The sequence below is a fragment of the Streptomyces actuosus genome (assembly GCF_016921115.1).
Taxonomy (GTDB): Bacteria; Actinomycetota; Actinomycetes; order Streptomycetales; family Streptomycetaceae; genus Streptomyces; species Streptomyces actuosus_A.
The window spans coordinates 65,931-89,101 of sequence record NZ_JAFFZS010000029.1; the positions used below are offsets into that span (position 1 = coordinate 65,931).

17 protein-coding genes and 2 pseudogenes are annotated in these 23,171 nt (G+C 71.2%); 6 read left to right on the forward strand and 13 right to left on the reverse strand.

Going from position 1 to position 23,171, the window contains the following annotated elements; genetic code table 11:
• The first annotated feature begins 86 nt into the window (after positions 1–86).
• The gene (locus JS756_RS27510; protein WP_205385921.1) at positions 87–401 is read left to right on the forward strand and encodes a hypothetical protein; all 315 of its coding nucleotides are present in this window, start codon (positions 87–89) and stop codon (positions 399–401) included.
• A 35-nt stretch (positions 402–436) separates the two neighbouring features.
• Here JS756_RS27510 and JS756_RS27515 read toward each other — a convergent pair whose 3' ends face one another.
• Positions 437–1,063: a TetR/AcrR family transcriptional regulator gene (locus JS756_RS27515; protein ID WP_205385922.1), complete on the reverse strand. Its 627-nt coding sequence runs from the start codon at positions 1,061–1,063 to the stop codon at positions 437–439.
• A gap of 245 nt (positions 1,064–1,308) precedes the next feature.
• Here JS756_RS27515 and JS756_RS27520 point away from each other — a divergent pair, with 245 nt between their 5' ends.
• The 4 genes from JS756_RS27520 (at position 1,309) to JS756_RS27535 (ending at position 5,854) form a co-directional block, all read left to right on the forward strand.
• Positions 1,309–2,280 carry a tetratricopeptide repeat protein gene (locus tag JS756_RS27520; RefSeq protein WP_205385923.1) on the forward strand — a complete coding sequence of 324 codons (972 nt, stop codon included), beginning with the start codon at positions 1,309–1,311 and terminating at the stop codon, positions 2,278–2,280.
• A gap of 714 nt (positions 2,281–2,994) precedes the next feature.
• Complete coding sequence (locus JS756_RS27525; RefSeq protein WP_205385924.1) at positions 2,995–3,639, forward strand: DUF6230 family protein; 645 nt, start codon at positions 2,995–2,997, stop codon at positions 3,637–3,639.
• A gap of 135 nt (positions 3,640–3,774) precedes the next feature.
• Positions 3,775–4,455, forward strand: coding sequence for a DUF6114 domain-containing protein (locus JS756_RS27530; protein WP_205385925.1), 681 nt, complete (start codon positions 3,775–3,777; stop codon positions 4,453–4,455).
• Positions 4,445–5,854: a hypothetical protein gene (locus JS756_RS27535; protein ID WP_205385926.1), complete on the forward strand. Its 1,410-nt coding sequence runs from the start codon at positions 4,445–4,447 to the stop codon at positions 5,852–5,854. Before JS756_RS27530 ends, JS756_RS27535 begins: the two co-directional genes overlap by 11 nt.
• 105 nt (positions 5,855–5,959) lie before the next feature.
• Here JS756_RS27535 and JS756_RS27540 read toward each other — a convergent pair whose 3' ends face one another.
• The 12 genes and pseudogenes from JS756_RS27540 to pta form a co-directional block, all read right to left on the reverse strand.
• Entirely contained in the window at positions 5,960–6,154 is a 195-nt protein-coding gene (locus JS756_RS27540; RefSeq protein ID WP_205385927.1) for a hypothetical protein, read from the reverse strand.
• 64 nt (positions 6,155–6,218) lie between these two features.
• Positions 6,219–7,169, reverse strand: a complete 951-nt coding sequence (locus tag JS756_RS27545; RefSeq protein WP_205385928.1) for a hypothetical protein — start codon at positions 7,167–7,169, stop codon at positions 6,219–6,221.
• 76 nt (positions 7,170–7,245) lie between these two features.
• Positions 7,246–7,992, reverse strand: coding sequence for an immunity protein CdiI family protein (locus JS756_RS38850; protein WP_205385951.1), 747 nt, complete (start codon positions 7,990–7,992; stop codon positions 7,246–7,248).
• Positions 7,993–8,126: 134 nt separating this feature from the next.
• Positions 8,127–9,285, reverse strand: a pseudogene (locus JS756_RS27555) (virulence factor); the annotation flags it as partial.
• 234 nt (positions 9,286–9,519) lie between these two features.
• Positions 9,520–9,618 (reverse strand): annotated as a pseudogene (locus tag JS756_RS37050) (helix-turn-helix domain-containing protein); the annotation flags it as partial.
• Positions 9,619–10,022: 404 nt separating this feature from the next.
• On the reverse strand, positions 10,023–10,193 hold the full coding sequence (locus JS756_RS27565) for a hypothetical protein (RefSeq protein ID WP_205385929.1): 171 nt from the start codon (positions 10,191–10,193) through the stop codon (positions 10,023–10,025).
• A 76-nt stretch (positions 10,194–10,269) separates the two neighbouring features.
• Entirely contained in the window at positions 10,270–10,485 is a 216-nt protein-coding gene (locus JS756_RS27570) for a hypothetical protein (RefSeq protein WP_205385930.1), read from the reverse strand.
• A gap of 302 nt (positions 10,486–10,787) precedes the next feature.
• On the reverse strand, positions 10,788–11,453 hold the full coding sequence (locus JS756_RS27575) for a hypothetical protein (RefSeq protein ID WP_205385931.1): 666 nt from the start codon (positions 11,451–11,453) through the stop codon (positions 10,788–10,790).
• A gap of 3 nt (positions 11,454–11,456) precedes the next feature.
• Positions 11,457–16,187, reverse strand: a complete 4,731-nt coding sequence (locus JS756_RS27580; protein ID WP_438817348.1) for a ricin-type beta-trefoil lectin domain protein — start codon at positions 16,185–16,187, stop codon at positions 11,457–11,459.
• A 779-nt stretch (positions 16,188–16,966) separates the two neighbouring features.
• Entirely contained in the window at positions 16,967–18,397 is a 1,431-nt protein-coding gene (gene pyk / locus JS756_RS27585) for a pyruvate kinase (protein WP_205385933.1), read from the reverse strand.
• A gap of 83 nt (positions 18,398–18,480) precedes the next feature.
• Complete coding sequence (locus tag JS756_RS27590) at positions 18,481–19,671, reverse strand: acetate kinase (RefSeq protein WP_205385952.1); 1,191 nt, start codon at positions 19,669–19,671, stop codon at positions 18,481–18,483.
• A 74-nt stretch (positions 19,672–19,745) separates the two neighbouring features.
• Positions 19,746–21,866 (reverse strand): phosphate acetyltransferase, encoded by a 2,121-nt coding sequence (gene pta / locus JS756_RS27595; protein WP_205385934.1) that lies wholly within the window; start codon positions 21,864–21,866, stop codon positions 19,746–19,748.
• A gap of 234 nt (positions 21,867–22,100) precedes the next feature.
• Between pta and JS756_RS27600 the strand changes: the two genes are divergently transcribed.
• Entirely contained in the window at positions 22,101–23,126 is a 1,026-nt protein-coding gene (locus tag JS756_RS27600) for an ATP-dependent 6-phosphofructokinase (protein WP_205385935.1), read from the forward strand.
• Positions 23,127–23,171 lie beyond the last annotated feature (45 nt).

The following is a 23,171-nucleotide window of genomic DNA, read 5'->3' on the forward strand; positions in this document are numbered from 1 at the left end:
ACTTCACCGAACGGTCGCCCCGGGGTCCCGCGCCCCCGACGCGCTTCCGATCGGCGAGTGGCGTCGACGGAGGGTGACGCACGCAGGTGGGAGGAGCCGGGCGGACGACGCGCGCGCCCGTCGTGCTCGGCGCGTCCGGCAACCGCCGCGCCGCTCTCTACGGCGGCGACCTCCAGGAGGCGGAGGCGCCCTGGCTGCGCGACCAGCTGTCGGGCATCGCCGCTCTGCCGGCCGCCGACGAGGACGACCCCGGCGTGCAGGGACTGTTCCTGCTGACGCACGAGGTCGACCAGCCGGTCGAGTGGCAGGTCCGCGACGGCGGCTCCACGTCCTCCCCGGTGACGAACGGCACCGGTACCTGGGGCCCTTCCGAGGCCGTTCCGGGCGCCGCGAGCCGGTGAACCAGTCCGGCCACGGCACCGGCGGAGGCGGCGGATCAGGTCGACGCGGACGCCGCCAGCCCGCCCAGCAGGAGCTGGGTGAAGCCCTGGGCCCACTCCGCGTCGACGGGCTCGGCGCTCACCAGGGCGCGGTGCACCACGGCGCCCGCCACCACATCGAAGATCAGGTCGGCGGTGCGGGCCGCCTCTGCGGGATCGGTCTCGGGGGGCAGCTCACCGCGGCTCTGGGCGCGGGCGCGCCCGGCGAGGACCAGCCCCTTCTGGCGCTCGACGATCGATTCGCGGATCCGTTCCCGCAGCGCGTCGTCGCGGGTCGACTCCGCGACCACGGCCATCAGGCCGCTTCTGGCCTCCGGGCGGGCCAGGATCGCGGCGAACTGCAGGACCACGCCCTCGATGTCGGCGGCCAGGCTGCCCCGGTCGGGCAGTTCCAGTTCGTCGAAGAGCTCCGCGACCGCGTCGACCACCAGCTCGTTCTTGCCCGACCAGCGGCGGTACAGGGTCGTCTTCGCCACGCCCGCCCGCGTCGCCACGTCCCCCAGGGTGAGCTTGGACCAGCCCAGCTCCACCAGCGCGGCCCGGGTCGCGGCCAGGATCGCGGTGTCCGCGGCGGCACTGCGGGGGCGCCCGGGGCGGCTGGCGGCGGGGCTGCGGCTCTGCATGCCTCGACGATATCCGCCGGTGACCGAAACCCGTGGTCGGCGGGTGACCGTGAGCGAGATCACCGGGGGGCGGTGTGGACAGGATGCCGACTGGCATTACGCTACGACTCGTAGCGAAAGCTCGTGACGGACGTACACGGGCGACGACCACAGGCGCGGGTGGGGACCCGGCGCCGACAGCACGCCGTCAAGCCCGCTTCGACGGCGCTTTTCGTGCATGGGCGGGAACGGGGGAGGATAGACGCATGCAGCCACGGAACATGTCCATGAGCGGCGTCGTCGACCTCGCCGCGGTGAAGGCGGCCCAGGAGGCCAAGGCCAAGGCGGAGCAGGCGCGCGCCGAAGCCGCCCGGCAGGGCGGGGTCGGCGCGGTGTCGCCCGCCGATCTCGTCATCGACGTCGACGAGGCCGGCTTCGAGCGCGAGGTCGTCCAGCGCTCGGCCGAAGTGCCCGTCGTCATCGACTTCTGGGCCGAATGGTGCCAGCCCTGCAAGCAGTTGAGCCCTGTCCTGGAGCGGCTCGCCGTCGAGTACAACGGGCGGTTCCTGCTTGCCAAGATCGACGTAGACGCCAACCAGATGCTGATGCAGCAGTTCGGGATCCAGGGCATCCCGGCCGTTTTCGCGGTGGTCGCCGGCCAGGCGCTCCCGCTCTTCCAGGGGGTCGCCGCCGAGACGGAGATCCGCCAGACGCTCGACCAGCTGATCCAGGTGGGCGAGCAGCGCTTCGGTCTGACCGGTCTGACCGTCGACCCGGACGCCGAACCGGGTGCTCCTGCCCCGCAGGCCGCCCCGGCCGGCCCGCACGAGGCGGTGCTGAACGCCGCCGCGCAGGCACTGGACGCCGGTGACCTGGGCGGTGCCGTCCAGGCGTACAAGAACGTGCTCGCCGAGGACCCGACTCACCCCGAGGCCCGACTCGGTCTCGCCCAGGCCGAGTTGCTCCAGCGGGTGCAGGGCGTGGATTCGCAGCAGGTGCGCAAGGAGGCCGCCGAGAAGCCGGCCGACGTGCAGGCACAGATCACCGCCGCCGACCTGGACCTGGTCGGGGGGCATGTCGAGGACGCCTTCGGGCGGCTGATCGAGACCGTGCAGCGCACGGCGGGCGACGACCGGAACGCCGTGCGCCTGCGGCTCCTGGAGCTGTTCGAGGTCGTGGGATCCGAGGATCCACGCGTGACGGCGGCTCGGCGGGCACTGGCACGCGCACTGTTCTGAGCGGGCCGAAGACCCGTTCCGAGCGGGGCGGAAGGCCTGTTCCGAGCGGGGCGGAAGACCTGTTCCGAGCGGGGTGAGAGCCCCGTTTCCGACCGGCCGTCGATCACTCGGGCACGTGGTGCCCGAGTGAAAGATTTCGGCGAGATGCCTTCAACGCGGTCGCGCTTTGCCAAATCTTGGTAATCGCGACCGCTGTTACTGCGAGTAAGTCGGAGCCGTTCCTCTGTCGGGTTATGTCCAGCGGTCAATGACTTTGTCCACCCCCGAAGCGGCACGGTGCGTCGTCACCCGGGGTCAGTGGGTCGTCGGCCGGTGATCCAGCCGTTACTAGCGAGTAACGAACCCCCTTGTGCGGGCGGCCAGAATGCACCACGATCGGCCACGCTCGGTCCGTTCCCACCACCCGACAGCCGGTCGGGCCACGGGAGTTCCAGGGTCCCCACCGAGCAGAGCCGGCGGCAGTGGCGCCGTCTCTAGGACAGGGGGGTCTTCGTCCAACCAGGCGAAGCCTGTCCGCAAGGTTGTGCGTGATGCGTGTCAGGCGCGACCAGTGGTTGTCGCTCGGGGGTGATCGCCGGTGATTCGGGTGCGTTGTGCGCCTTCGAGTACGGGCGCTCTCCTTCCCGAGGACGTAGCACTTCTCCCATCCCTGCCCGGCTGAGCCGCCGACTGGGGCCAGGCGGTCAGGAGATGTACGTCCGAGAAGGAGGAAATATGGAGTCCCAGGTGCGTGGCGGGACCAGATGGAAGCGGTTCGCTGTGGTCATGGTGCCCAGCGTCGCCGCGACGGCCGCGATAGGCGTCGCCCTCGCGCAGGGCGCGCTCGCCGCGTCCTTCAGCGTGTCGGGTCAGTCGTTCAAGGTCACGGCGGAGGACCTGAACGGCACTGGCTTCTCGCAGTACGGAGCCATCGACCAGGGGTACACCCTCACCGGTGAGAAGACGGCGCACCCGGTCGCGGTGTCGGTCTTCGACGAGGCCCACATCCAGAAGATGTGCCAGTCCGTGGTCACCCCGAACATCCCCCTGCTGGGATCCGTCAGCCTGATGCTGACGGCGGGTGACAGCACCGACCAGGCCAAGCAGGTCTACGCCAAGAACCTCTACATCGATGTCGAGGATCTGAACGCGGACGCCGAGTTCACGAACATGGACATCGGCGTGGCCGGCAAGGACATCAGCCAGGGTCCGGGCATGAAGGGCGGCAGCGAGCAGGCCAACCCCTACGGCTTCGCCCAGCAGGCCGAGAAGGCCCACCTGACCGGTGTGCAGCAGACGGCGTGGGCGACCACCGCCGGAACCTTCAAGCTGCCGGGTCTGAAGATGAAGCTCCAGACGGGCACCCACGAGTGCTACTAGGCACTCGGTGACGGGCGGGGGGATGCTCAGGCGCCCCCCGCCCGCGCGCTCTCCGCGTGCTTTCACACACCCCCCACACCACCACCGCAGAACCACCCCTCACCACAGCAACGCCGCACCAGGGAGCTGTTTTCCATGAGCGCCGAGACTCCTGCCGCATTGAGCCAGCCCCATCGCTGGAGGCTGCAGTTCCGCGCCTGGCGGGGCACGCGGCCGTTCTGGGCCGGACTGTTCGTCATGTTCGGTGGCGTGCCGATCATGTACTTCCCTTACGCGCACCTGCAGTTCGGGCACCTGACGCTGGCGATGTCGACCACCGCCGGCGCGGGCTCTCTCATCATCGGCGTGCTGCTCGTCGTCCTCGGCGTCAGCCTCTGGGTCCAGATGCACATCCGCGTCTTCGCGGGCGTCGCGGCGATCCTGCTGGCCCTGGTGTCGATCCCCGTGTCCAACTTCGGCGGTTTCGTCGTCGGTTTCCTGTTCGCCCTCATCGGTGGCGCGATGGCCGTCGCCTGGGCACCGGGTGCGCCGCCCGCGGAGGAGTCCGCCGAGGTCGCCGCCGCGCCCGCGGAGGCCGCCCCGGCACCGCAGCAGGAGACCGCCGCCCCCACGGGCGAGGCCCCCGCGCCGCAGGAGGGCGCCCCTGCGGGCGAGGCCCCGGCGCAGGAGGCCACCGCGACCGAGGGTGACGCGGCCACGGCGCCTGCCGCCCCGGACGCCGCGGTCCCGCAGCCGGCGGACGAGGGGAACGCACCCAACGATCTGTCAGGAACGAGCCCGGGCAACGGGGCGAACGGGAGGCACAGTGCCGGCTGACGAGGTGACTCACGAGGTGGACGCGGACGCGTCCCGTGTGAGAACCGGGCCGCGCCACGCGGCACCCAAGAAGCCGCTGTTCACCAGGTTCCACATGCCGGCCGGGCGAGCCATCGCCTCGGTCGCGATGCCGACCGCCGTGCTGATGGGAATGGGCTTCACGGCCTCGCTGGCCATGGCCGACAACAACCCCTCCTCGGCGCAGTCCTCGGAGTTGGCCGACGAGTACCAGGACTGTGTGGCGGCCCTGGACGGCGGCGGGCAGGACGCCTCCACCACTCCGGAGCCCTCCGCCTCGGCGGGCACCTCCGGTGCCGAGGCGGGCCCGGGCGCGCAGGACTCCGCACAGCAGACGCCGTCGTCGGACTCCGGTTCGGGCGGGGCCTCTTCGCCGGATTCAGGTTCCGGCGACAGCGCCCAGCCCACGCCGACCGCGACGTCCTCCTCGTCCCCCACCTCCGAGGGGTCCGGCTCCGGCTCCACCGGGACGGGTACGGACACGGCGAAGACGGCGGAGACCGCCACCGTCGCGCCGACGCCCGCCCCGTCGCCGTCCGAGACCGACAAGGGCCTGCTGGAGGCTCTCGGCGACGCGATATCCGGGGTCTTCACCGGCGGAGGCGGCGGCACCGAGGCATCGAGCCCGGAGCCCACCGCGACTCCCACGCCGACCGCCTCCGCCGCGACCGGATCGGGCGGTGCCACGGACACCGCGGGTTCCGGTACCGAAGGCGGCGGCGCTACCTCCGGTTCGTCCGGAGCCTCCGGCGCGACCGGGAAGACGGCCGGCAAGGTGACCGACACGGTCCGGGACGCCGCCCAGGGCACCACCCAGAAGGCGGCGGAGACGACCCCGGGCACCACCGAGGCGCCCGCGGTCGCCGCGTCCCCGAGCCCGTCGGCGAGTTCCACCCCGGTCCCGGCCGACTGCGAGGCGGCGACCGACGCCCTCAGCGGCGTCGACAACAAGATCCTCGTGGCCGACGACCCGTGGTACCTGGACGCCAGCTCGCTGCTGCTGAAGGGCGCCGACTACCAGGGCATCGTCGAGGTGCGGACGGCCAACGGGACGACGAAGAAGGTCCTGAAGTACGTCATCAACAACGGCACCGACATCGGCGACCTGCACCAGACGGTCAAGGACAAGCAGTCCGGCAAGACCTACCACGTGCAGGCTTCCAAGGGGTCGACGTCCACCATCCGCCAGGGCTCCACGGTGATGTACACCCAGAGCATCTCCGGCAACCTCTTCGGTCTGATACCCATCACGTTCAGCCCGGACAACCCGCCGCCGCTGAACATCCCGCTGATCTACTTCACCCATGTGAAGGTCGTCCAGGCCGCCCAGTTCGGCGGGACGCTGACCGTGCCCGGCATGCACGTCTACACCACCGACTGAGCATTCCCGCAGACCCGTTCGGGAGCCGCACAAGAGCTGAGGGCGCCCCCTGCAGGGGGCGCCCTCAGCCGCGTACCGTCCTGGGGCGGCCGATCGGGTTCAGCGTCAGCCGGTCCGGTCGTCGAGCCCTTCGGGTACGACCCACTGCGGATAGCCGAACCGTTCACCGAGTGCGACGAGGCGCGGCCTGTCGGCTGGCACGTGGTACGCCTTCATTGCGCGGAGAAACAGCCGGTGGCCGAGGTCCGCGCAGCAGTCGGTGACCACCCGCTCCAGGGCGCGAACGAGGCCGGTCGCCACGGCACCGAACGGAGCGTCGCCGGCCCCGCCTGTGCCGCGGAAGCGGTCATCCGCGGCACAGACGTCAGGCCGACGGGAGGTACAGCCAGACGGAGGCGAGGAATCCGTCCACCACCTCGACCACGGTGTCGTCGGCGACCCGGACGAGGTCGCCGCTCCGGCCGCGCCGCGCCCCCACCCTGAGCCATCCCGTCCGCGCGTCGTAGTCGGCCCCCCACTGCTCGCCCCCGGCGACCTCGACCGGGGCACCGGGCACCAGGGTGCGCTCCGGGAGGAGGAACACGGCTCCCGGTGCTGCATCCGGGGCGGGCAGAGACGACGCGCCCCAAGCGGAACGCGGGCTGTATCCCCTTGCATAGAGCAGCTGGTGAGTGGTGACGCCCGTCTCCAGGCGGAGTGTACCGATGCACACGCTGACCGACCCGTCCGAGCCCGCCCGTGCAAGCTTTTCAGCGCGGTCCTCGGCCGCGCAGTGGAAGTCGATCCCGCCGGGTGCCTCGTACCTTGCGTGTCCCCGCAGCGGCACCCCCGCTGCGACCCGCGCGGATACCTCCTCGACCTGCCCGCCGCTCTCGGGCGGCGCCGCCCCGGGAGTGTCGCGGAGGGTGAGACTTCGACCTGCCAGGTAAGCGAGCGACTTGGCGCGCGCGATGAAGATCTCCGGGTGGTCCATGGCCAGGGCGGCCTGCGGTGGGTAGACGACGGAATCGACGAACGACGGGAATTCGTCACGCAGAGCGGTCAGAACGCCTGTGAGGTCCGGTTCCGGCAGATCTTCCCAAAAGACGTAGCCCGACTGCATGCTGCCGACTACTTCCGCTCTTGCGTGCTCGTCCTGAACGCGCTGCATGATGAATGCGGCTGCCTCGCTGAACAGAGCACCAGTGGCGAACCAGTTGAACCCCTCCGGCTCCTTGCCGCCGGGCAGGGACACGACTTTCACATCGGAACCTCTTTGCTGCGACGTTCTGGTATCGGCGCGGCGCATCGTCGGCCGCGATGAGGTGCCGGGCATCCGTGTCGTGCCCTTGACACCGGCGGAGCGGGACCTGCATACGCTCCCCGCTCCGCCGGTCAAGGTCGGCGCGTGTCTACAGTTGCCGGTCACCCTGCCAGGTGACCGACGTCAGTGCGGTGAGACCCCCATGGGCCAGGCCTTTGTAGGTCACCTTCCGAGCCGGACCGAGCTCGTGTGCGACTTGCCGCGCCAGGTCCATTCCCTCCTGGAACAACCGCTGCCATTCGGCGTCGTACTTGCCGTCCTCCCGGTCCCGCAACTCCAGGTTCAGCGTGGTGTCGATGTCCTGTGCCCACCGGTACAGGGCGGCGGCGAGGTCGTCGGACAGGTCCAGAGCGGCGGCAGGGTCATCAGGGAAGAAGTCGCCGAAACCGTCGGAGCGCAGCGGACCGAACTTGAACTCGCCCTCCACCGTGATGCCGACCGGGTGCGGCGGGGTGCCGTGGCTGTCGCGTTCCCAGTGCAGGCGGTCGCAGCCCCAGCACACCCACTTCACCGTACGATGGCGTTCGTCCCAGTAGCGGACCACCCAGGACGGGCCGAGGTACCGGGCCAGACGCTGCGCGGCGATCAAGCCTCGCGTGACGTGCTTCCGCAGGTCCGGTCGGGAGATGAACGCCCCGGGTGGGTAGGACAACGACCAGGAGCGGAGCTCGTCGGAGAGGTCCTCGGGCAGACCGAGGGCAGCATCTTGCAGCGGGACGTTGACGGTGAACGCGACGACGTCCTCCTCCCACCAGCCGCCTTCGGGCGGCTGGTACAGCGGGGACGGCTCACCCCGGGCCTGCACCAGCAGATGCTGCGGTTCTTCACCGGTCATACAGGGTTTGCTCCTACCACGAATCCGTTGTCGCCCACAGTAATGGCCAGGCGCTGGGTCTTGCCCTGGAAGACGACTTCGACGATCGGCCTTCCCTTGCTGGTGCCTACCCTCGTCCCCTCGGTCAGGGCCGTCTTTCGCGGCGTCCTTGGCGGCTTGTTCGGCGGCGGTGGCGTCGGCGTCAGCCTGCTTGGCTGCGGCGCGGGCGTCCTTGGCGGCCTGTTCGGCTGCGGCTGCCGCTTCTCGGGCCGCGGCCGCGTCCGTTGCCGCCTGGTCGGCCGAGTCGCGGGCCTGCTTCGCGTAGCCTTCGGCGCCGGTGGCGGCCTTGTCGGCGGCGTCTGCGTCGGCTGAGGCTTTGTGCTGGTAGTCGAGGGTGCGGGTGAGGGAGTCGGAGGCTTGGGCGGCGTAGTCGGCGGCGTCGGCCGCGTAGCCGAGCGCCGCCTTGGCGGACTTGCGGGCGTCGACCGCGTGCCGGGCTGCGGAGGCGGCGGCGGTGTAGGCGGCCTTGGTGTCTCCGGTGGCCTTGTCGGCGAGGGCCTGGGCCGCGGAGGCGGCCTGGGCGGCGTTGTCGGCGTGGGCCTGGGCGACGGCGAGCTGTTGCTCGGCGATCGTCTTCGAGGCCTGGCCGGTCAGGACCGCCAGTCCGGCCGCGCTGTCGGTGTCCGCGTAGGGGGAGCCGAGTTCGACGGCGTCGTTGGCCGGTGCGGCGACCTGCGCGGCGGAGTGGCGGGCGTCGTCGGCGGCTTGGGCGGTGATGTAGGCGTGGCCGGCGGCCTGGGCGGAGGCGGTCAGGGCCTTGGCGGCCTCGGCCTTCGCGCCGTCGGCTTGCGTGGTGGCGGTCTTGGCGTGCTGTTCGGCCTCGTCGGCGAGGTGGACGGCGGTGCGTGCCGAGGTCGCGGACGACTGGGCGGCCTTGATCGCGTCGGCGGCGGCGCTGGTGGCGGTCGCTACCGCCGCGTCCGTCTTCAGTTTGGCGGCCTGGGCCGCGTCGGCGTCGGAGCGGGCGCGTTTCGCTGCTGCTTCGGCGCGGGTGGCGGCGGCGTCCGCGTCCGCCGCGGCCTTGGTGGCGGCGTCGGCCTCGGTGCGGGCCTTGCCCGCGGCCGTCTCGGCGGTGGTGGCTGCCGCGTCGGCGGCGTCGGCCGCCTCGCGGGCGGCGGTGGCGGCGTCCGAGGCGTCCAGCGAGTCGGCGTAGGCGGCCTTCGCATCGGCCTTGGCGCGGGCCGCGTCCGCCTTCTGCTCGGCGTCCCAGGCGTCGTCGCGCTTGGCCCTGGCATGGTCGGCGGCCTTCTCCGCCTCACCCGCTACCCTGCCGCGACCCGTACCGCGGTACCCGGTCGCCGCGGCACCACTGTCCGCCCGGCGTCCCTGCTCCTCGGTGGCGCCCGTCCCCGTCCCGGCGCCCGTCCCCGTCCCGGCGCCCGCGCCGGAGCCGACCCCCGCGGTCGGCGGCAGCAGGCGGGCCGCCGGCGTCACCAGCAGGCGGGTGTCCGGGGCCTCCAGGTCGACCCGGTGACGTTCGCGGATCCTGCGCAGCCGGTAGCGGAGCGTGTTGGGGTGCAGCACGAGCCGTCGGGCCGCCGTCGCGGTGTCGCCGCCGGTGTCGAGGTACGCGACGAGGGTGCGCATCCACCGCCGTCGGCCGCCACCCAGATCGACCCGAGTACCTCCTGGCCACTGCGGACTGCGACCACCAAGCGCTCCGGGCTGCCGTCGTCGGCCGGCCGGTGGATGACGTCTTCGGAAGTCCACAGCGCGCGCAGCAGCCCGCTGCGCCGCAGCTCGGCGATGCGCTCCGCGGGCACGCGCCCGCCCAGGATGGTCGTGCGCCGCAGCGGGTCCGCTCCGGGGCCGGTCGCGGAATGGGCCAGCACCGGCAGCTGGGTGTCCTCGACGGTGATCGAGCCGCCCACGTAGTCGGCCACCCGAGCGGCGAACGCGGCCGGCGCGTCCACTCCGTTGCCGGCGGCGCCGCCCGCGGTTCCGGCATGCGCGAACGACAGGTACGAGCGGACCAGTTCGGCGGCGCGCGATCAGTCGGTGCCCGGGGCACGCGCCAGCAGTCCGATCCCGGTCCGCTCCACAGCCGCCAGCACTCCCGCCCAGTTCTCGCCCGCGTCGGACGGTGCGTCGGCGAGCACCAGTGCCCCCGCGCCGCGCCGCGCGGCCTCGCACACCGTGGCCCCCTCGGCGGCGGCCCCCACCGCGAGCAGCAGTGTGCCGGACGTTCCCGCGGCCGGGCGGCCACCCGACTCCTCAAGACCACCGAGGCCTCCTCGGTCACCCGGCCCCTCTCTGCCTTCGGATTGTTCCCGAACCTTCCGGTTCTTCCCGGCCGGCCGCTGCCTCGAGGTCGTCGAGGCCGATCGCGAGCCGCGTCACGGGAACGTCGTGCGTGCGCGGTGCGCGCAGCAGGCGCAGGGTGTCCCGGTCGTCGAAGGCGAGGAGCCCGCGTAGGGAAGGGGTCTCGGGCTCACCTTGCTCTTCGTGGGCCACTCGTCTCCTCCGCCGTGCCGTGCGCCTCGCCGTGCCGTCGCTGCCGAGGATATGCAGGCCGCAGCCGCACCCGAGACGGCACGCCGGCCAAGGCCCGGGTCCGGCCACCGACCGTCCACCTTCCGACGCACCGGCAAAGGCGGACTCCGCTCACGGGAATGTGCCTGCTTGGCGAGCTGTCCTCCCCTCTCCCTGTCGCGGGGCCTGCACGCGCGGCTGGGGACGGTGCGGCCGGCTGGCCGGCGCCGAGAGGGGCCGGAAGACATGTCCCCGTGTCCCCCGGCCCCTCACAGCGCCCTGGATCACTCCTGGTAGTTGAGGTTGTCCTCCACCAGCAACGCCGGATAGCCGAACCGCCTCCCGAGCACGATGAACGCGTCATGACTCGTCTTGTCGATCAGTACGAAGTACGCCTTCAGAGCGCGCAGGAACAGCCTGTAGCCCAGATCGGCGCAGGCGTGGACGACGACCTGTTCCAGTGCGGGGACCAGACCGGGGAGCGGCAGCGGATAGACGTGCTTCTCGGCCGCGTCCGTCAGGCCGTCGGCAAGCGGGCACATCGCGCGGAGTACGGCCCGCCGCGACTCGCAGTCCGTAACCGGGGCGGCGGCGGGCGGAACGAACGCGGGGTGCGCACGCCGTTCCGCCGACAGCCATGCCTCCTCGAGCAACCCGAGCCAGTCACGGGCCCGCACGCCGTCCTTCGCGGGATCGAAGACATGATCGGTGGCTCCCACCCACACCGTGCGAAGTGTTCCGTCCGAGAGAGGCGACTGCGACAGACGCCGCACATCCTGCCCGAATCGCAGGGCCCCCGACCGGTCCAGGTCCGTCACCGACCGCGCGGCGATACGCAGCGTCGCCGCGACGGGCCCGTGTTCGGCCAGGCAGTCGAGTTCGTCCGGAGGAAGGTCCTCCAGATCGTCGCACTGTGCGGCCATCCACGACAGCCCGATGTCCTCTGTCACGCGTCAGCCTTCCGGGAAGGAGGTGTAGACGACGTACTTGGTCGGCTTGTGCATCTTCCCCACGTACTTCAGCTTGATCACCACCTTGTTCCCGGCGGGGGACGTGCGCGCCCGGTCACCGTCCTTCACCCACTTGGTGCCCAAGGATCCTTCGTCTTTCAGCGTCCAGGTGACGGGCAGAAGATCCCTGTTCGGGTCGAAGCCGATTTTCTTCCCGATGCGCTGGGCCTGCCGGACCTTCCAGTCCTCCAGCTTCTGCGCGTTCTTCGGGTTCTTGATCCACTCCTTCATGGCCTGGTCGACGGCGCGTGCGGCGGTTGCTTCGTCAGCCCACCGCGTCGCCACACCGCCCGGCGTGTCCAGCGCCTTCCGCACCATCTCCTCGTCGGTCTTCCGCACATGCTCCCGCAGGGTGTGGGCACCTGCGATGTCCTCGTCCGCCAGGATGTCTGTGCAGTTGTGGACAAGGACGTCATACGACCGGGCGCCCGCGGTACCGACGTAGAAGCTGTGCAGCCCGTCGATCGACAGGTCGAACACCTCACGGGGCGCGAGGTCGCTCCGCGTCCGCAGTGACCTCACCGTGTGCCGCGTGCCGTCCGGGGTGCGGAGCCGGTCGCCCGCTCGGAGCTCGGACACCCGGGTCCAGCCATCGCCGTCCACCCAGAGGCGGTGGCCCGCCGTGCTGGTGAGGGCACCGTCGGCCAGGGTGACGTCCACCAGGAGCGTGGTCCGGTGCCGGAACGTGTCGGTCACCGGCTGCGCGCTTCCGCGCCCGGTCTGGGGGGCGTCGGCGAGAACCAGATCACCGGTCCGTACGTCCCGGATCGCCTTGTGGCTGCCGTCCGCCATCAGCACCCGGGTGTCACCCGGGAAGCTGTTCACCCGGCAGGCGGCGAGCACGTCCTCGTACGTGTTGACCGTGCCCTCGATCCTGGCGATGGTCGCGGGGTCGATCTCCTCCAGGGCCTTCAGGGCCCTAAGCGCGTCGCGAACCCCCACGCCGGTGCGCAGCGCCGCGTCCAGGGCGCGCATCGCCTCGGCGACCTTGCCGAACGCCTTGCCGGGGATGAAGTTGCTTGCCGCCCAGGCGCAGCCACTGACGCTGCCGTGCCAGCAGTCGACGAAGTCCTGGACGAGTACTGCCTTGAGGATCTGGTAGACGACGGTCTGCTTGATCAGGTCGAGCTTGCTGAAGTACTGGGTGACCTTCTTCTGCAGCCCCTTGAAGGGTTCCCTGCTGAGGTGCAGGGTGTCCTCCACCGGGCAGCCCGACTCGGTCGCCGGTACGTCGGCGTTGGTGCACAGGTAGAAGTCGACCTTGACGTCGAACGTCACATCGAAGGAGACCTTGCAGCCCGTGAGGCCGATGTCGATGACGCAGTCGTTGAGCTGCTTGGCCTCGGTGATCTCGATGGTGTCCTCGTCGACGACGTAGAACACGCCGCCGATGCCGGTGCCCGCGCCGCTGCTGACCTGTTGGTTGGCCTTCGCTCGTTCCGCCTTTTCGGCTGCTTCCTGGGCTTCCTCGGCGTATTTCGCGGCGTCCTTGGCGGCTTGTTCGGCGGCGGTGGCGTCGGCGTCAGCCTGCTTGGCTGCGGCGCGGGCGTCCTTGGCGGCCTGTTCGGCTGCGGCTGCCGCTTCTCGGGCCGCGGCCGCGTCCGTTGCCGCCTGGTCGGCCGAGTCGCGGGCCTGCTTCGCGTAGCCTTCGGCGCCGGTGGCGGCCTTGTCGGCGGCGTCTGCGTCGGCTGAGGCTTTGTGCTGGTAGTCGAGGGTGCGGGTGAGGGAGTCGGAGGCTTGGGCGGCGTAGTCGGCGGCGTCGGCCGCGTAGCCGAGCGCCGCCTTGGCGGACTTGCGGGCGTCGACCGCGTGCCGGGCTGCGGAGGCGGCGGCGGTGTAGGCGGCCTTGGTGTCTCCGGTGGCCTTGTCGGCGAGGGCCTGGGCCGCGGAGGCGGCCTGGGCGGCGTTGTCGGCGTGGGCCTGGGCGACGGCGAGCTGTTGCTCGGCGATCGTCTTCGAGGCCTGGCCGGTCAGGACCGCCAGTCCGGCCGCGCTGTCGGTGTCCGCGTAGGGGGAGCCGAGTTCGACGGCGTCGTTGGCCGGTGCGGCGACCTGCGCGGCGGAGTGGCGGGCGTCGTCGGCGGCTTGGGCGGTGATGTAGGCGTGGCCGGCGGCCTGGGCGGAGGCGGTCAGGGCCTTGGCGGCCTCGGCCTTCGCGCCGTCGGCTTGCGTGGTGGCGGTCTTGGCGTGCTGTTCGGCCTCGTCGGCGAGGTGGACGGCGGTGCGTGCCGAGGTCGCGGACGTCTGGGCGGCCTTGATCGCGTCGGCGGCGGCGCTGGTGGCGGTCGCTACCGCCGCGTCCGTCTTCAGTTTGGCGGCCTGGGCCGCGTCGGCGTCGGAGCGGGCGCGTTTCGCTGCTGCTTCGGCGCGGGTGGCGGCGGCGTCCGCGTCCGCCGCGGCCTTGGTGGCGGCGTCGGCCTCGGTGCGGGCCTTGCCCGCGGCCGTCTCGGCGGTGGTGGCTGCCGCGTCGGCGGCGTCGGCCGCCTCGCGGGCGGCGGTGGCGGCGTCCGAGGCGTCCAGCGAGTCGGCGTAGGCGGCCTTCGCATCGGCCTTGGCGCGGGCCGCGTCCGCCTTCTGCTCGGCGTCCCAGGCGTCGTCGCGCTTGGCCCTGGCATGGTCGGCGGCCTTCTCCGCCTCGCCGCGCCTGGTGGCGGCGGTCGCCTGCGCCTGCTCGGCCCTGGTCTGCGCCTGCTGCGCCGCCGTGGCCTGCGCTTGGGCGTTCTTCTTGTGCTGGGCGGCCTCGGCCTGTTTCGCCGCGGCGGTGGCCTTCTGCGCCTTCGCCGTCTTCTCCTGGGCCTCGGCGGCCAGTCGTTTGGCGTGCGCGGTGGCCGCGGCGGCCTTGGCGTCGGCTTCCGCCTGGGTGGCGTCGGCGAGTTTCGCCTTGGCGATGCCCGCCTGGTCCTTGGCGGTCTCGGCCTGGTGGGCGGCGGCGTCGGCGGCGGCCTTGGCCTGCGCGTCGGCTTCCTGCGCGGCGGCGCGACGGAACGCGGCCTTGCTGGCCGCGGCCTGCGCCTTGGCCCGGTCGGCGACGGTGGTGCTGTCCCCGGCGGACGCCTTCGTCGCCTGGTAGGCGGTCTCGGCGGCCTTCGCCATCGCGTGCAGGGCCGCCGCGGACGCCTTGGTGACCTGCGCCTTCTGCATGCCGACGATCAGGCCGCGGCCTCGGGGGACCCCTCTGGCGTCGGCCTTGCGGTAGGCCTCGGCGAGGTTGGCGTCGGTGTCCTTGACCGCCTGGTCGGCGACCTTGACCTGGGCGTTGATCAGGTCGAGCTGCTTCTTCGCCGCCGCCTGGGTCCGGGTGATGCCCGTGTTGGCCTTGGTGAACTGGGCCTTGTCCGGGTAGCCCAGCCCATCGGTGCCGTTGTGGCCGGTCGGTTTGACGTCGAGCTGCTGCGGGCCGGTGCCGTTGCAGCCCCACAGCCACGCGTTGTAGCCCTGGTCGTAGGTGTGGACGTCGAGGCATTTGCCGGTACCGACGTTCTTGAGGCTGGTGGTGCCGTTCAGGCTGAACTTCCACGTCTGCGGCGGGTTGTTCTTGCACGACCAGATCTCGATCTTCGTGCCGTTCGCCGCGTTGTTGCCCCGCACGTCCAGACACTTCTGCGTGCCCACACTGCGCACGTGCAGACCCGAGTCGTCACCGTAGACGACCCACTTCTGCGCTGCGGTCCCGTTGCAGGTGTGGATCTGCACCGGCGTGCCGTTGTTCGGGTTGTTGCCCTCCACGTCCAGGCACTTGCCCTTGGCGGCGTGGAACTCCATCACCACCGGCGCGTCGCCCAGCCAGCCGGCCCCGCCCGGTGACCAGTAGTCCAGCCAGTGCGTCAGGTGGTCGGCGATCCAGGACTGCGCGATCGCCTCACCCAGATTCTGCGCACCCGCGGCCAGCGCATCGGTGGCCTTCCTGTTCGCAGCCAGGATCCACTTGCGCTGCGTGGCCTGGTCCGCGACCTCGCTCTGCCACTCCTCGGAGGCCGCCCTGACCTCCTTGCCCAGCACCTTGTCGGGATCGACCGGGTTGTGCCAGTTGCAGCCGGCGAAGCGGGCCTTGAGGTCCTCCACCGCGACCCGGAACGGCAACGTCCCCGGCCGGGGAGCGGCCTTCGGGAACCCCCCGGAACCCAGGAAGATCCGGGCGTCATCCGCCCACACACGATGACCGGAGGTGACGTAGTCCTGCCACCCGCGCCACTCCTCGTACGGAACACCCCCCGGCGACCAGTCGTCCTTGCCGCCGTAGAGCTTGGTACCCAGCGCCAGGAACGCCGCCTTGGTCTTGTCGTCCGCCTTCGTCGTCGGGTCGGCGTAGTAGGAGTCCTCGGCAGTCCACCAGCGCTGACCGATCCACGGACCCAACCCCGTCTGGGTGAAGAAGTCCTCCTTGCCGTCGTTCGGCGAGCCGGGCGGCCGATGGAAACCGGCGACGGTGTAGCCGCCGGGGGTCTCCAGGCCGCTCAGCGCCTCCTGCCACACATCCTTGCGGGCACCGAGCTTGGCAGCCTTCTCGTCCCAGCCGTCCCGGTCCTCCTCGAACGCCTTGCTCAGCGGTGTGTCGTTCCAGTACTGGCGGTCGGCCAGCGCATGCAGTTCGTCGGCGGGCAACGGGGGCTGGCCCAAAGCCTTCTGCCCGATCGCGAACATGTGCGGCCCGCCCCTGCGCAGCACACCGGCCATCAGGCACTGATCCTGCCGGACCTGCTCCGCACTCCCGGCGTCGAAGCCGTCATACGAATCGGCGACCGGGGCGGTGCGCGGGTTCTGGCCGGTGACCGGCTCCGGATGTACGGCGGTGGCAATCAAGGCGATCGAGGCGAGGGAGACGACCGGAGCCGTCAACCTCCTCGCCCACCCGGGAGTTCTGCCCCGTTTCGCTACGCGTCCTCTATGCGACACGCGTATCCCTCTCCTCTGCAAGAAGAGGTGGTTCGCAGCGCAGACGGGAGAGAGGCGACCGGGCCCGCGAGGTCTCGGGCACGGTGATGGTGCGTGGCGCTTCCCCCCGGTACGCCGCTCGGTCGTGCACCCGGACACGTACGGACTGGTCAGGTCCGTCCGGGAGCGGTCACCACCCTAGGCACACCGGAGATCCACAGAGCAAGAGCGTTTCTCCTAGCAGTAGTTACCGACGGTCACGACGGCGACCGGACGGCGGCTGTGCAAACCCTGTGAAGGACCACTTCACGCGAGTTCCACTCCGCGCACGCAACGTCACCATGAGACCGAGGTCACAGCGGCCGAAGGCTGGTCGCCCCCGGCCCGCCTCGCCGACGAGGCTGCGGCGGTGTCGACCCGCGACGTGGGACTGCACCACCCCGTCGGGTCGGCGGGGGCGCTCGGCCCTTCTTCGTGCGTGAGGGGAGGGGGCCGCCGCGCCGGTGCCGCACACCACCGAGGGCACCCCTCGGAAGGGGTGCCCTCGGTGGTGCGCGGAAGCCGTGGCGGAGTCGTCGGGGTCAGTCCCGTTCGCCGCTGCCCAGGTGGTGGACCCGGACCATGTTGGTGGTGCCGGGCACGCCGGGCGGGGAGCCGGCCGTGATGATCAGGACGTCGCCCTCGTCGAAGCGGTTGAGCTTCATGACCTCCTGGTCGACCAGGTCGACCATCTCGTCGGTGGTGTTGACGAAGGGCACGACGTGCGACTCCACGCCCCAGCTGAGAGCCAGCTGGTTGCGGGTGCCCTCGTCGGTGGTGAAGGCGAGGATCGGCTGCGTGGCCCGGTAGCGGGACAGCCGGCGGGCGGTGTCACCGGACTTGGTGAAGGCGACCAGGCCCTTGCCGCCGAGGAAGTCGGCGATCTCGCAGGCCGCGCGGGCCACCGAGCCGCCCTGGGTGCGCGGCTTCTTGCCCGGCACCAGCGGCTGCAGGCCCTTGCTCAGCAGCTCCTCCTCGGCCGCGGAGACGATCTTCGACATCGTCTTGACCGTCTCGATCGGGTACGCGCCCACGCTCGACTCGGCGGACAGCATGACCGCGTCGGCACCGTCCAGGATCGCGTTGGCCACGTCGGAGGCCTCGGCGCGGGTCGGACGCGAGTTGGTGATCATCGACTCCATCATCTGGGTCGCGACGATCACCGGCTTGGCGTTGCGCCGGCACAGCTCGATCAGGCGCTTCTGCACCATGGGGACCTTTTCGAGCGGGTACTCGACGGCCAGGTCGCCGCGGGCCACCATCACGCCGTCGAACGCCATGACGACGTCCGTCATGTTCTCGACCGCCTGCGGCTTCTCCACCTTGGCGACGACCGGGACGCGGCGGCCCTCCTCGTCCATGACGCGGTGCACGTCGTGGACGTCCTTGGCGTCGCGGACGAAGGACAGGGCGACCAGGTCGCAGCCCATGCGGAGGGCGAAGCGGAGGTCCTCGACGTCCTTGTCGCTGAGCGCGGGCACGTTCACGGCCGCGCCGGGCAGGTTGATGCCCTTGTGGTCGGAGACGACACCGCCCTCGATGACGATCGTCCGCACCCGCGGGCCGTCGACCTCGGTGACCTTCAGCTCGACGTTGCCGTCGTTGATGAGGATCTGGTCGCCCTTGGTGACGTCGCCGGGCAGGCCCTTGTACGTGGTCCCGCAGATCTGCTTGTCGCCCGGTACGTCCTCGGTCGTGATGACGAACTCGTCACCGCGCTCCAGCTCGACCGGACCCTCGGCGAAGGTCTCCAGGCGGATCTTCGGGCCCTGCAGGTCGGCGAGGACGCCGATGGCGCGGCCGGTCTCCTTGGACGCGGCGCGGACACGGTCGTAGCGGCCCTGGTGCTCGGCGTGAGTGCCGTGGCTGAAGTTGAAGCGGGCCACGTTCATGCCGGCCTCGATCAGCGCGACGAGCTGCTCGTGGGAGTCGACCGCGGGGCCGAGAGTACAGACGATTTTCGAACGGCGCATGGGGCGATCCTATCGGTTTGTTTCGCTCCGGAATATTCCGTCTGGTGGAAAGTACAAATGAGGAAGTGCCCGCTCAGTTGGGCTCAGTTGTTCTTTCCGACCAGCGCGTAGGTCTGAGTCGCGATCTCCAGTTCCTCGTCCGTCGGTACCACGGCCACGGCGACCCGCGCGTGCTCCGGCGAGATCAGGCGCGGCGCGTCGCCGCGGACGGCGTTCAGCTCGGCGTCGACCGCCAGTCCCAGCCCCTCCAGGCCCGCCACGGCCGCCTCCCGCACCGGCGCCGCGTTCTCGCCGACCCCGGCGGTGAACGCGACGGCGTCCACGGTGCCGAGCACGGCGCAATAGGCGCCGATGTACTTCTTCAGCCGGTGAATGTAGATGTCGAAGGCCAGCCGCGCCTGTTCGTCGCCCTCGTCGATCCGGCGCCGGATCTCCCGCATGTCGTTGTCCCCGCACAGGCCGATCAGTCCGCTCCTCTTGTTGAGGAGAGTGTCGATCGCGTCGGCGGACATTCCGCCAACGCGCATCAAATGGAAGATGACGGCCGGGTCCATGTCCCCCGAGCGGGTGCCCATCACAAGCCCCTCCAGCGGCGTCAGCCCCATGGAGGTGTCCACGCACCGGCCCTTCCTGACCGCGGACGCCGACGCCCCGTTGCCCAGGTGCAGCACGATGACGTTCACGTCCTCGGGTGCCTTGCCGAGCAGCTTCGCCGTCGCCCGGGAGACGTACGCGTGCGAGGTCCCGTGGAAGCCGTACCGGCGCACGCGGTACCGGTCGGCGGTCTCGACGTCGATGGCGTAGCGGGCCGCCGACTCCGGCATCGTCGTGTGGAACGCGGTGTCGAAGACGGCGACCTGCGGCAGGTCAGGACGCAGGGCCTGCGCGGTGCGGATGCCGGTCAGGTTGGCCGGGTTGTGCAGCGGGGCGACCGGGATCAGCCGCTCGATCTCCGCCAGCACCGCGTCGTCGATGATCGTCGGCTCGGTGAACCGCCTGCCGCCGTGCACCACCCGGTGGCCGATGGCCGCCAGCTCGGGGGAGTCCAGGCCCAGGCCGTCCTTGGCCAGTTCCTCGGCGACGGCCTTCAGTGCGGCGTCGTGGTCGGCGATCGGGCCGGTGACCTCGCGGCTGTCGCCGCCCGCGGCGAGCGGGGTGTGCTTCAGACGGGAGGTCTGCTCGCCGATCCGCTCGACGAGCCCCACCGCCAGCCGGCTGCTGTCGCGCATGTCGAGCAGCTGGTACTTCACCGACGACGAGCCGGAGTTGAGCACGAGGACCCGTGAGGCGGGCGGGCGGTGCGGCCCGTCGGACGCGGCGGTGGCGGGGGTGGAGGGCTGCTGGGCGGTCACTGCTGGGTCGCCTTGTCGGTCGGGGACGGGGTGGGGGACTGGGCCTGGATCGCCGTGATGGCGACGGTGTTGACGATGTCCTGGACCAGCGCGCCCCGGGACAGGTCGTTGACCGGCTTGCGCAGGCCCTGGAGGACCGGGCCGACGGCGATCGCGCCGGCCGAGCGCTGCACGGCCTTGTAGGTGTTGTTGCCGGTGTTCAGGTCGGGGAAGATCAGCACGGTGGCCTGCCCGGCGACCTCGGAACCGGGCAGCTTGGTCGCCGCGACCGTCGGCTCCACGGCGGCGTCGTACTGGATGGGCCCCTCGATCTTGAGGTCGGGCCGCCGCAGCCGGACCAGCTCGGTGGCCTCGCGCACCTTGTCCACGTCGGCGCCGGAGCCGGAGTCCCCGGTGGAGTACGACAGCATCGCGATCCGCGGCTCCACACCGAACTGCTCGGCCGTCGCCGCCGACTGGATGGCGATGTCGGCGAGCTGCTCGGCGTCCGGATCGGGGTTGACCGCGCAGTCGCCGTAGACGAGCACCTTCTCGGCCAGGCACATGAAGAACACGGACGACACGATCGACGCCCCGCCCGGTGCGGCGCCCCCGGGCCGGGTCCTGATGATCTCGAAGGCCGGGCGGATCGTGGCGGCCGTGGAGTGCACCGACCCCGACACCATGCCGTCGGCCAGGCCCTCCTGCACCATCAACGTGCCGAAGTAGTTCACGTCGGAGACGACGTCGTAGGCCAGTTCCACCGTCACGCCCTTGTGGGCGCGCAGTTTGGCGTACCGCTCGGCGAAGGCGTCCCGCAGTTCCGACACGGCCGGGTCGACGATCCGCGTGTCGCCGAGGTCGATGCCCAGGTCGGCGGCCTTCTTGCGGATCTGGTCCTCAGGCCCGAGCAGCGTCAGGTCGCAGACCCCCCGGCGCAGCAGTACCTCGGCGGCGTGCAGCACGCGCTCCTCGGTGCCCTCCGGCAGCACGACCCTGCGCTTGTCGACGCGGGCCTGCTCCAGGAGCTTGTGCTCGAACATCATCGGGGTGACCCGGTCGCTGCTCGGCGCGGAGACCCGCTTGAGCAGGTCGCCGGTGTCGACGTGTCGTTCGAACAGGCCGAGCGCGGTCTCCGCCTTGCGCGGGGTGGCCGCGTTCAGCTTGCCCTCCAGGGCGAACAACTGCTCGGCGGTCGGAAAGCTCAGGCCTCTCACCGACAGCACCGGGGTGCCGGGGGCGAGGCGCGCGGCGAGGGTGAGGACCCCGTCGCTGGGCCGCTCGTTCAGGGTGAGCAGCACGCCGGCTATCGGCGGGGTGCCGGCGCTGTGCGCGGCCAGCGCACCCACCACGAGGTCGGCGCGGTCGCCCGGGGTGACGACCATGCAGCCCGGGGTCAGGGCGTTGAGCAGGTTCGGCAGCATGGCGCCGCCGAAGACGAAGTCGAGCGCGTCCCGGGCCAGCCCGGAGTCGTCGCCGAGCAGCACCTCGGCGTCCAGCGCCTGGGTGATCTGCGCGACGGTCGGCGCGGACAGGGCGGGTTCGTCCGGCAGCACGTAGCAGGGGACCGGCAACCGGTCGGCGAGCCGCTCCGCGATATGGTCGCGGTCCTCGCGGGCGACCCGGTTGGTGACCATGGCCAGCACGTCGCAGCCCAGGCCGTCGTAGGCCCGGTAGGCGTTGCGGGTCTCGGCGAGCACCGCCTCCGCGCTCTGCTTGCGCCCGCCGACCACCGGGATCACCGACGCCGCGAACTCGTTGGCGAGCCGCGCGTTCATCGCCAGCTCGTCCGGGAGCTGGGTGTCGGCGTAGTCGGTGCCGAGGACGAGGACGACGTCGTAGTCCCGCGCCACCAGGTGGAACCGGTCGACGAGGGTGGACACCAGCTCGTCCGTCCCACGCTCGGCCTGCAGCGCGGACGCCTCCGCGTAGTCCATGCCGTAGACGGTCACCGGGTCCTGTGCGAGCCGGTACCGGGCCCGCAGCAGCTCGAAAAGCCGGTCGGGCCCGTCGTGGACCAGCGGACGGAACACCCCCACACGGTCCACGTGCCGGGTCAGAAGCTCCATGATCCCCAGCTCGACGACCTGGCGGCCGTCGCCGCGATCGATACCGGTCACGTACACGCTGCGCGTCACGCGGGCTCTCCACTTCTTCTCGGACGGTTCGACGGTTCGGTGTGGGGGGACGGCGGCTTCGCCGGTACGCAGGCTCACAAAAATCGCCCACCGAGGTGAGCTGAACCCTCTTGACAATACCCCTGTCGCTAGATATGGCACCCGCCAGGAGCGGTGCGCGCCACCGGCCTGCGGGACGTGAAAGAATCGGCGGCAGGCTCACCGGTACCCACAGCGAGCAGGAGACACAGCACGATGCGCATCGGAGTTCTCACCGCAGGCGGCGACTGCCCCGGCCTGAACGCCGTGATCCGGTCGGTCGTGCACCGCGCGGTCGCCCAGTACGGCGACGAGGTCATCGGCTTCGAGGACGGGTACGCCGGCCTCCTCGACGGCCGCTACCGCACCCTCGACCTCAACGCGGTCAGCGGCATCCTGGCCCGCGGCGGCACCGTTCTCGGCTCCTCCCGCCTGGAGCGCGACCGGCTTCGCGAGGCCTGCGAGAACGCCTCCGACATCGTTCGCGACTTCGGCATCGACGCCCTCATCCCGATCGGCGGCGAGGGCACGTTGACCGCGGCACGCATGCTCTCCGACGCGGGCCTGCCCGTCGTCGGCGTGCCGAAGACGATCGACAACGACATCTCCTCCACCGACCGCACCTTCGGCTTCGACACGGCCGTGGGCGTCGCCACCGAGGCGATGGACCGCCTGAAGACCACCGCCGAGTCCCACCAGCGCGTGATGGTCGTCGAGGTCATGGGCCGGCACGCCGGATGGATCGCCCTGGAGTCCGGCATGGCCGCCGGCGCCCACGGCATCTGCCTGCCGGAACGTCCCTTCGACCCCGCGGATCTGGTCAAGATGGTCGAAGAGCGGTTCGCCCGGGGCAAGAAGTTCGCCGTCGTCTGCGTCGCCGAGGGCGCCCACCCCGCCGACGGCACCATGGACTACGGCAAGGGCGAGATCGACAAGTTCGGCCACGAGCGCTTCCTGGGCATCGGCACCGCCCTCGCCCACGAGCTGGAGCGCCGCCTCGGCAAGGAGGCCAAGCCGGTCATCCTCGGCCACGTCCAGCGCGGCGGCACGCCCACCGCGTACGACCGCGTCCTCGCCACCCGCTTCGGCTGGCACGCCGTCGAGGCCGCGCACCGCGGCGAGTTCGGCCGGATGACCGCCCTGCGCGGCACCGACATCGTGATGGTGCCGCTCGCGGAGGCCGTGACCGAGCTGAAGACCGTGCCGAAGGACCGGATGGACGAGGCCGAGTCGGTCTTCTAGGCCGCAGTCCGCGGCCGCGCGGCCCCGCCGAGGGCTCCGCCCGCA

Coding starts and splice junctions, on each gene's coding strand:
- JS756_RS27530 (WP_205385925.1), top strand. CDS start 3,775: ATGAGCGCCGAGACTCCTGCCGCATTGAGCCAGCCCCATCGCTGGAGG.
- JS756_RS27525 (WP_205385924.1), top strand. CDS start 2,995: ATGGAGTCCCAGGTGCGTGGCGGGACCAGATGGAAGCGGTTCGCTGTG.
- pyk (WP_205385933.1), bottom strand. CDS start 18,397: ATGCGCCGTTCGAAAATCGTCTGTACTCTCGGCCCCGCGGTCGACTCC.
- JS756_RS27545 (WP_205385928.1), bottom strand. CDS start 7,169: ATGCCCGGCACCTCATCGCGGCCGACGATGCGCCGCGCCGATACCAGA.
- JS756_RS27515 (WP_205385922.1), bottom strand. CDS start 1,063: ATGCAGAGCCGCAGCCCCGCCGCCAGCCGCCCCGGGCGCCCCCGCAGT.
- JS756_RS27580 (WP_438817348.1), bottom strand. CDS start 16,187: ATGGCCGGTGTGCTGCGCAGGGGCGGGCCGCACATGTTCGCGATCGGG.
- JS756_RS38850 (WP_205385951.1), bottom strand. CDS start 7,992: ATGACCGGTGAAGAACCGCAGCATCTGCTGGTGCAGGCCCGGGGTGAG.
- JS756_RS27600 (WP_205385935.1), top strand. CDS start 22,101: ATGCGCATCGGAGTTCTCACCGCAGGCGGCGACTGCCCCGGCCTGAAC.
- JS756_RS27520 (WP_205385923.1), top strand. CDS start 1,309: ATGCAGCCACGGAACATGTCCATGAGCGGCGTCGTCGACCTCGCCGCG.